General features: G+C 32.7%; 6 protein-coding genes (1 of these 6 only partly in view). 1 reads left to right on the top strand and 5 read right to left on the bottom strand.

Annotated elements, in window-relative coordinates; genetic code table 11:
* A protein-coding gene (locus OZP06_RS04875) for a secretion protein (RefSeq protein WP_269223018.1) crosses the window boundary here: on the top strand, positions 1-270 show its 3' portion. It extends 135 nt beyond the left edge of the window; 270 of the gene's 405 nt are visible here — the last part of the coding sequence; its start codon lies off the left edge, out of view; it ends in the stop codon at positions 268-270.
* Between the two features lie 485 nt (positions 271-755).
* Here OZP06_RS04875 and OZP06_RS04870 read toward each other — a convergent pair whose 3' ends face one another.
* From OZP06_RS04870 to porU, 5 genes are all read right to left on the bottom strand, one after another.
* Entirely contained in the window at positions 756-2381 is a 1626-nt protein-coding gene (locus tag OZP06_RS04870) for a pyruvate dehydrogenase complex dihydrolipoamide acetyltransferase (protein ID WP_269223907.1), read from the bottom strand.
* Between the two features lie 7 nt (positions 2382-2388).
* Positions 2389-3387, bottom strand: a complete 999-nt coding sequence (gene pdhA, locus OZP06_RS04865; RefSeq protein WP_269223906.1) for a pyruvate dehydrogenase (acetyl-transferring) E1 component subunit alpha — start codon at positions 3385-3387, stop codon at positions 2389-2391.
* Positions 3388-3549: 162 nt separating this feature from the next.
* Positions 3550-4032 (bottom strand): cytidine deaminase, encoded by a 483-nt coding sequence (gene cdd, locus OZP06_RS04860; protein ID WP_269223905.1) that lies wholly within the window; start codon positions 4030-4032, stop codon positions 3550-3552.
* A 247-nt stretch (positions 4033-4279) separates the two neighbouring features.
* On the bottom strand, positions 4280-5401 hold the full coding sequence (gene porV, locus OZP06_RS04855) for a type IX secretion system outer membrane channel protein PorV (protein ID WP_281324304.1): 1122 nt from the start codon (positions 5399-5401) through the stop codon (positions 4280-4282).
* Positions 5402-5441: 40 nt separating this feature from the next.
* On the bottom strand, positions 5442-9269 hold the full coding sequence (gene porU / locus OZP06_RS04850; protein WP_281324303.1) for a type IX secretion system sortase PorU: 3828 nt from the start codon (positions 9267-9269) through the stop codon (positions 5442-5444).
* Between the last annotated feature and the right edge of the window lie 121 nt (positions 9270-9390).

Below are 9390 nucleotides of genomic sequence, written 5' to 3'. Positions count from 1 at the left end.
ATTCAGCAAGCAAATGTAACTATATATGATAAATTGCATAACGAAATTTATTCTGAGGTTGCTACCGGTAAAGCTGGTATTATGAAAACCTATAGTCTTGAGGAATTTCCTGATGGTGTTTATTTTTTGGAAGTGGAAACAAACCTAAAAAAAGTAACACACGAGATTGTGATCTCAAAAGATGTGCCTTCATTATCTAGAAAAGCTATTGCAGAAGTGTATAAAGGTAATCTAAAAATGAAAAATCAAAATGTAGTAACTTTGAATTAATAAAGTCATACGTTAAGAACACTATTTACTTCGAATTTATAAAAAACAGCTCTTATATGGAGCTGTTTTTTGTTTTAGTATATTTTCTTTAAAACCAATAAAAAGGTTATGAAAACTAATTTGCATGAGGGATGGAAATGGCATCTCCCGATTTAGAAAAACAAGGTTTTTTGCCGTAGTTTTTGTTAATCGGGAATACAATGGACAGCCCGACCTTGTTGCTTGAAAAATGATGTTATTTGCCCAAAATGATCTGCAACAAGGACATGCCCAAATTTTTAATTTTATTAATTTTATTTTTAGCGTTAAGAAAAGGTTTTAAAGTATTTTATTTTGTTTTTCAGATGGCAAAATAAAGTGAAATTTTGTTGTATTAATTTTAGTTTGATATACTTCTTAGATTACTTTATATTAAAACTAATTATTAAAAAAAAATCCCATCTAGGTAAAGCTAGACGGGATATAGTTATATTCAATTTAATCTATTATGCCAGCATTGTAACTGGATTTTCGATATATTGTTTTAATGTTTGTAAAAATTGAGCACCTGTTGCACCATCGATAGTGCGGTGGTCACATGCCAATGATAGCATCATAGTGTTCCCAACTACAATCTGTCCATTTTTCACTACTGGTTTTTCTACAATAGCTCCAACAGATAAAATAGCGGAGTTTGGTTGGTTTATAATAGAATTAAATTCTGTTATGCCAAACATACCAAGGTTAGAAACAGTGAAAGTACTTCCTTCCATTTCAGTTGGTAATAATTTTTTGTTTTTTGCTCTACCAGCAAGATCTCTAACACTTGCTCCAATTTGTGATAAACTCATGGCGTCTGTAAATCTTAGTACAGGAACTACTAATCCGTCTTCTACAGCTACAGCAACACCCACATTTACATGGTGATTGATGATGATAGCATCTTCTTTCCATTGTGAGTTGATTTTTGGGTGCTTTTTCAATGCTAATGCACAAGCTTTAATTACCATGTCGTTGAAAGATACTTTTGTATCTGGTACGCTATTGATTACAGCTCTTGATTGCATTGCTTCGTCCATTGTCACTTCGATTACAAGATTGTAATGTGGTGCTGTAAATAATGATTCAGCCAAACGTTTCGCAATGATTTTACGCATTTGCGAATTTTTTATTTCTTCTGTAAAAATTTCTCCTGCAGGTACAAATACTTTTGGGGTTTCGGTTTTTACGGCTTCAGGGGTTTTAGTTGCAGTTGGTACCGCTGTCGTTGTAGGGGTGAAGTTCTCAATATCACTTTTTACAATACGACCATTTTCTCCTGATCCTTTTACTTGTGTTAATTGAATTCCTTTGTCACTTGCTATTTTTTTAGCTAATGGAGAAGCTAAAATTCTTTTTCCATCACTTACTGTTTCAATTGGTTCTGCAGATTCTGATGGAATAGTTTTAACTTCTTCTTTTACTGTTGTCGCTGTTGGAGCAGCTCCGCCAACTTTATAGTTTTCGGCTATTCCGCTAATGTCTGTTCCTGCTGGTCCTATGATAGCTAAAAGGCTATCAACTGGAGCGGTGCTTCCTTCTTGAATTCCAATATACAATAAAGTTCCTTCGTTGAAAGATTCGAATTCCATTGTTGCTTTATCGGTTTCAATTTCTGCCAGAATATCGCCTTCAACAATGTTGTCTCCTACTTTCTTTAACCAAGAAGCTACTGTTCCTTCGGTCATCGTATCACTCAAGCGAGGCATTGTTACTACGATAACACCTTTTGGTAAGGTTGCTACAGGAGCTTGTGTGGTTACTTCTGCTGTTTTTGTTTCAGTAGGAGCTGTTGCAGATTCTGTTGCAGTTGGTGCTGCTGAACCTCCAGCTATTAAAGCCGAAACATCTTCACCTTCGTTTCCGATTATTGCTAATAAAGAGTCTACAGGTGCAGTTTCTCCTTCTGGGATTCCAATATATAAAAGAGTTCCTTCATTGAAGGATTCAAATTCCATTGTTGCTTTATCAGTTTCAATTTCAGCTAGGATATCACCTTCGCTTATTTTATCTCCTACTTTTTTAAGCCAAGCTGCTACCGTTCCTTCAGTCATAGTATCGCTCAAGCGCGGCATTGTTATAATTGTTGCCATAATTGATTTATAATTTATGAGGTGTGAATGGATAGTTTTCTTGGTCGTATACTACATCGTATAATTGTTGAATTTCTGGATAAGGAGATTCTTCTGCAAATTGAACACATTCTTCAACTAGATCTTTTACTCTTTGATCTATAATTTCAATTTCGTCTTCTGTAGCATATTTTTGATCTAAAATCACATCTAGAATTTGAGTAATTGGATCTATTTTTTTATATTCTTCAACTTCGTCTTTAGAGCGATACAACTGTGCATCTGACATGGAATGTCCTCTGTAACGGTATGTTTTCATTTCAAGGAATGTTGGTCCGTCTCCTCGTCTTGCTCTTTCTATAGCCTCAGTCATTGCTTCGGCAACTTTTACAGGATTCATCCCATCAACTGGTCCACATGGCATTTCGTATCCTAAACCAAGTTTCCAGATATCGGTATGATTTGCTGTTCTTTCTACAGAAGTTCCCATAGCATATCCATTGTTTTCTACAATAAAAACTACTGGAAGTTTCCATAACATAGCCATATTAAAAGCTTCGTGTAGCGATCCTTGGCGAGCTGCTCCGTCTCCGAAATAAGTCATAGTTACTCCACCTGTTCCGTTATATTTGTCTCCAAATGCAAGACCAGCTCCTAAAGGAATTTGCCCTCCTACAATTCCATGACCTCCATAAAAGCGGTGTTCTTTGGAAAAAATATGCATTGATCCACCCATTCCTTTTGATGTTCCAGTTGCTTTCCCCATAAGTTCTGCCATAATACGTCTAGGATCAACTCCCATTCCTATTGGTTGAACATGATTCCTGTATGCAGTAATCATTTTGTCTTTTGTCAAATCCATAGCGTGTAAAGCTCCTGCTAATACAGCCTCTTGACCATTATATAAGTGAAGAAAACCTCTAACTTTTTGTTGAATGTACAATGCTGCAAGCTTGTCTTCAAACTTTCTCCAAAGAAGCATGTCTTCGTACCACTTTAAATAAACTTCTTTTGTAACTTCTTTCATCTGAATTAATTCTTTTGCTTAAGTGTTATTGTATTATCAATTAGAGCTTAGTAACGCAAAATAGTATCCTCACCACAAATTTGCGCCCCGAAGCAGTTGGGATGCAAAAATAAGACATTCCTACTAAGAACTAAAATTTATATGTTAATTTTTATTTTATTTTTAAAGCAAATTTGTTTCAAACATAAAAGGGAGTAAATTTTTAAGTGATGTGGAATGGTGAATTGGACCACTTTCCCCCATAAAAAATATTGCGATTGGTGTGTTTTGTTTTACTTCGTATTCAGCAATAGATTGTCTACAAGCTCCACATGGCGGTACAGCTGTGATAGTCTTTTTTAGGTCTGAAGCAGCAGTAATTGCCATTTTTAATATTTTTGCCTTAGGAAAAATTGCTCCAGCATAAAAAACAGCAACTCTCTCAGCACATAATCCTGAGGGATAGGCCGCATTTTCTTGATTGGAACCAACAACAATTTCACCGTTATCTAAAAGTATGGCCGCCCCAACCCTAAATTTAGAATAAGGTGCATATGCATTTTTTCTTACTTCAATAGCTCTTAACATTAAATCTTGTTCGGTATCTGTTAATTCTTTGATATCTTCAAAGACACTAATTTTAGATGTTGCTATTATTTCTTTCATAAGTGGATAATATTTTTTTTTAAAGGAATATGGTATTACCAGATCTATATTTGTGTTTGCGACAACTTCTTTTAAGGCGATTTCATAAGTTGAAACCTTATTAGTTGGAGTCTTTTTGAAATATTATTTTTAATAAATTTTAGAGATACTCTTTTGTGATGAATCTTTATATTTTAGATAAAAACAAAAAAATCCAATTTCAAAATTTTGAATCTTGGATCTTAGTTGTGTTATTTTTTATTGAGGATTAATAAATTTCAAATTTTTCACCAAAGTTAAAAGTTAAAGAGAAACGAAGTGTGTTTTCTAATGGGTTTTGGATTTTAGATGTTGAAAATAAATACGAAACATCAATTTTTACGGTACTGTATTTGAATCCAGCACCTAGAGAAAAATATTCTCTTGAGCCATAATCAGGGTTTTCATAAAAATAACCTGCTCTAAATGAAAAAGCATCTTGATAAACATATTCTGAACCAAGTGAATAGGTTACTTCTTTTATATTTCCAAATGATTTAAACATCCCCGAAAACCAATTAATCGATTTGTATTCTTGGTATTCTTCTGTTGTGATTACACCATCGTTATTTATGTCTCTCGAAGGAACTAATAACTTACTGAGTTCTAAATTAACGGCGATCTTACTATATTCGTCTAAAATAAAATCAAAACCGCCACCAAGTTTTACATTAGCAGGTAAAAAATTAGAATTAGCTAGGTCGTTATCATAACTGATTTTAGGCCCCATATTCTGAAAGTTAAAACCCCCTCTCCATCTTCCATTAAAATCGCTATAGGCTATTTCTTCAGATTGGTAAAAACCAGCAACATCTACTGCAAAACTACTAGCGGATGATGCATCGCTGTTTAAATCAGGAAATTTTAGATTCGAGTTAATGAAGCGACCCGCAACTGCCATAGCAAATTTTTCACTTAATTTCATAGAATAGGATATGTCAAAAGCAAATTCATTTGGAGATACGGTTGGACCTTTAACGTCAAAATCTTGCCTTAACTCAATATCGCCTAAACCAAAATAGCGTAAACTACCAGCAAAAGCACTTCTTTCGTTAAATTTATTATAATAGGTTAATTGGGCTAATGAAATGTCGTTTACTAAGTCGGCTAAATAAGGAGTGTAGCTTACTGAAAAACCTTGTTGATCAGTTGAAAATGCATATTTTGAAGGATTCCATTGTTGAGAAAATGTATCAGCTGAAGTTGCTACACCATTATCTGCCATACCAGCTGCTCTTGCATCTGCAGCAACTAACAGGAATGGAACAGCAACAGTTGTTGTATTGTAATTCTGAGCGTTAATGAAATTAAAGGTATATAAAAATGTAAATAGTAAAGTCGCTTTTTTCATTATTTGATAAAAATTAATTCAGGGTAAATATACTATATTATTAAAGAATCACAAGTTTTTCAATTTTTTCTGCCTTTTTATTTGATAAGGTTGCTTTTACAATTAATTTGTAAATATACACACCTTTTCCTATTTTATTTCCAAAATCATCTCTAGTATCCCATGAAATATCTCTCGATAAAAAACCAGAAGTAGTTATGGATTGATTTTTTGTCCAAACTACTTTTCCTGTAATTGTTAATACTTGAACTTGAACTTCTAAAGGTTCATTTGGTTTGTTATGCGTAAACCAAAACTCAGTGTGATTTACACAAGGATTTGGGTAATTTAATACATTTGTAAGTGTTATGGATTCATTACCAACTACTACAAATTGCATTTCAGTTGTTGTGGCATTGTTATATACGTCCCAAACAGTAAAACTAAGAGTATGTATACCTGCTTTTAAATTTCGGAGTGGAAAATGCAAATTTCCTTTTGTGTAGTCATCTAAATTTGTTTCATAATAATCATTCAAAATAAAAGGATTACTCTCGTTTCCATCTAAAACGGCAACAATATCATGACCGATACCACCCGCAGTGTTGATTCCACTTTCATCTTCCATGTATGCGATAAATATAGGAGATTCATTTGTAATACCTCCAGATACAAATGTTTCATCATTCATATATAACTTTACTTTAGGACTATTATTGTCCGCAATGGCATTTTCATTTACTCCACCAATTTTTATACTGGAGTCAAATCCTGTAATGTCTTCCTTTGATCCGTTTTTTTGGGCGTAAAAACTTATTTTTCCATTATCCAATGGAATCCTAATGTCTTTTGGAACAATAAAACTGAATTCAAATTTGCCATTAGTGACAGTTGCATTTCCTCTGAAGATACCTTCTCCTAGAGTGGTAAAATTAATTGGTGGGCTATAGCCATCGTTATTTAAAGTGCTTTTAGTGATTTTTTTGTCAAACAAAATAGTAGACAAAATACCATTATAATCAGATATTTGGATATTGTTTTCATTTGTAATTTCTCCTGATATTTTCATTTTTGCTAATGATTTAAAGTCAGGAATACTAGAATTTATAGGGATATCATTTATTTTGGTTATTACTATTTTTGGTTTTGGAATAGCCAGAAAAATAGCTGGATCTCCAATATAGAGTACAACATTAGTTGCCGAATTGGGATTTTCATTTTTTGAAACCCTTAAGGCTTCTGCTATAGAGACATACTGATTGGAATTAAATGATAATAAGTTTTTGGCAAAAGTATCATTGAAATTTTCGGCACTAAATTGTCCTATGGATCGAATAGTAGAAACTAATGAAATTGCACCTCCTTTTGGATTCCAATAGATATATTCTCCAGCAGTAGGTCTACTGGGATTGTCAAATCTTGAAAACTCACAAGTAATAGTAATAAATAGGGGATATTTGAATTGATTGTTTAGACTTTGGCTATCCGTTTTGTCCCAGATTCGTTCACTTGATAAACCGTCTTCACCTCCATGTCCTAAATAATTAAAAACCAATGCCCCTTTTTCAAATTCATTATAAAATTCAGATTTTGCTTTTGGATATCTTTCTCCGCCAGCGGAAGCTTCTTGGGTATAAGAATCTAAAAATATTTTAGAAACATTTAAAAATGGTTTTTGGGTTTCAATTTCATCGGCTAGTGTGTTTTGTCTTGATTGTAAAGAATTATCAGAATCTTTATCAGAATCATCTGCAAGTGTGATGTATTGATTCCTCCAATTTCCGTATGATTTAGCATCATAATATTCCGTTATTTTAGTAACCATTTCGTCTGCTTGTAAAGAGTTATTGACTAACATTCTTCCACAGGCTATGTCGATTCCACCATAGTAACTTGTAATATTTCCTTCGGAATCATCCATTAAACCATAAAAATCATCCGAAGCAAAGGAGGCTTCTCCAATTGTGTTGCTAATTAATGATTCATATATAGGTACAATATTGGTGTTATTAGTAATTCTTTTTTTGTAATCGAACGATGCGTCCCCAAAAAGATTAACGTAGCGTATTTTTTTGTCGAATGAAGACGCATTATTATATACATATTTAATGCAGTTGCGTATGGCAGCTATATCTTGTTTTCCAGAAGAAAACTCTTGGTAGATCGATTCAAGAGTCAGTACTTTTACATTTAAATTGGAATTAATTCTATGAAAATTTGCTAATTTTTCTGCTTGAGTTTTCAGAACATCTGGAGTGATAATTAAATAGTCAACATCTTGAAATTGTCCTTGATTATTTTTGAAAACGGTTCCTTTTATATTTGAATTTGCGATTCTTGATTTGGATTCTTTTAATGGGTTGTAATAATTTGTTGGATCAATCGCGACATATTTTTTCAACTCTCCAAGATTAGCTTTGAATGAAAAAGTACTCTGATTATTGTTGTCAAATTTGGTTGCATTATAGATGTCTGTCACGTCCCAAATTTGTGAAATGGAAGCTGCATTAGAAAAATCATAAGAAATAATTCCAATACTTGAACTTGATAAGTCATATTGAAAAGGGAATTGTTTTCCGAATCCTTGTAATTTGCACTTTGCTTTTAGCCGAATGTAATCTAGAAAACCTTTTGAACCAGGGACGCCATTATTGTTGTAAGATAATTTAATTTTAATATTTGGTAGGGCTGTAAAGTTTGTGTTATTAGGAAGTTTTCCGTTAAAATACTGAATGTCGGAACTCGTATTTAATGCAGAAAACAAAATAGAACCAACATCAACGCCATTAGCTGAAACTTTAAATGAGGTTGGGGTAAAAGCCGCTGAAGCTAAAGAAACCGAAAGATTTACTGGAGTTGTAGTGTCAATATTTGGAAAATCAAAGGTAAATTCTTGGTCCTGATTAATGTCGAAAGATTCGCCAACCCATTGTCTGCCAACTTGAGCTATATTTTTTAGATCAACTTCATAAAATTGGTAATTGTCATATGTGTTTAGGTTTAAGGTGCTACTGCCGGATGGCTGTGATGTTTCTGTGATTCTTTTTCCATCATTCCCTTGTATATTGATGTAATAATAGGACTTTGAATCATAAATATTAACACTAGTTTGACTTTCTTCGTTCCAATTAGAAATGCCTTCACCGTAAAATAAAATATAATCTTCCTTATTGAAAACACCATCATTTTCACCTTGGATTTGAATTGCATTTTCTGTTAAATCATCAGGGTAAAAAGCATCGTTTGCAAGGGGAAGCATTCGTCCTCCGTTACCGTAGACTTTGATTTTCTTTGGATCTACGCCGTTTAAGTTAATTCCAAGTTGTTGTAAAAATTCTTTAGAAATTTTATATACTCCTGATTTTTCAATATAAAAGCGATACCATTCCCCCGAGGCTAAAACTGAATTTTTAATTATATTTTTGTTTGAAACGGTTGTTTTTTTTGTTGTAGCCCCAAGATTAATATTGTATGAATATGATTTTACTCTTTTGAATCCTGAATTGTCTTTGATTATAGGAGATATTCTTAAAAAATTTTGACTAGTATTTCTGGATTTTGAAGAATATAGCGTTGGGTTTATTGAGAAAGGGATTTCAGTGGTGTTTATATTTTTAAGAGTAGAAATTGAAATGGATTCATAAATTATATTGCTTATTTGAAGGCTATTTTCGTCTAATGTGCTTGATGAATTTAAGTTAAAATTATGATAAATCAATTGTTTATATGTGTCATGAAAGTAGCTATTCCCTTTAAATCTTGGAGTTTGGATTTTGGAATTATTAGGTAATGTTGTGTTGTCAAGCCATTCGATTGATACATTGCCATTTATTTGTGAAAAAGTTATTATGGGTATTAAAAATATAAAGGTAAATACAAGATTTCTCATGGAAAAGGATAACGATTTGAATCATAAATATTTGCTAAAAGTAAAGAAAAAATATTAAATATCTTTTTTGTTGTTTTGTGTAATAAAAAATATAATTTTGCGTTTTTATAAGATCTGACAA

The organism is Flavobacterium sp. IMCC34518 (assembly GCF_027111095.2).
In the GTDB taxonomy this organism is placed as follows: domain Bacteria; phylum Bacteroidota; class Bacteroidia; order Flavobacteriales; family Flavobacteriaceae; genus Flavobacterium; species Flavobacterium praedii.
Note: the sequence above shows the minus strand (reverse complement) of the source record. Positions and strands in the feature narration are given on the sequence as shown.